Source organism: Croceitalea sp. MTPC6 (genome assembly GCF_036985525.1).
In the GTDB taxonomy this organism is placed as follows: Bacteria; Bacteroidota; Bacteroidia; order Flavobacteriales; family Flavobacteriaceae; genus Croceitalea.
The window spans coordinates 1-332 of the sequence record NZ_BTGR01000047.1 but is presented as its reverse complement, the minus strand read 5'-3'; the positions used below and the strand labels follow the sequence as shown (position 1 = coordinate 332).

General features: G+C 41.0%; 1 protein-coding gene. It reads right to left on the bottom strand.

Features of this window, described 5'->3' with window-relative positions; all coding sequences use genetic code 11:
- The coding region (locus tag AACP56_RS17985) for a P-type ATPase (RefSeq protein WP_445227714.1) at positions 1-332 on the bottom strand (332 nt) is incomplete at both ends.

Sequence of the window (332 nt, the reverse complement as noted above, 5' to 3'; positions counted from 1 at the left end):
TTAAATTCTTTAGTGGTTTCAATCTCGATTACACCATCAAGATTTATGCTTCCTGCAAAAACAGTATCACCTTTAGCAATCGTATCAGGTTTGCTTTCGCCTGTCAAGGCAGCAGTATTAAAAGAACCCTTTTCAGAAAGCAGAATACCATCAAGCGGAACTTTTTCGCCTACACGTACCTGTATCTTTTCACCGATTTCAACAGTCTCGGGATTTACTGAAACAAAGTCGCCATCACGATAAACCAAAGCTTCATTTGGTCTTACATCGAGTAAGGCTTTTATATTTCCTTTCGCACGGTTAACGGCCGCATTTTGGAAGAGTTCGCCCAC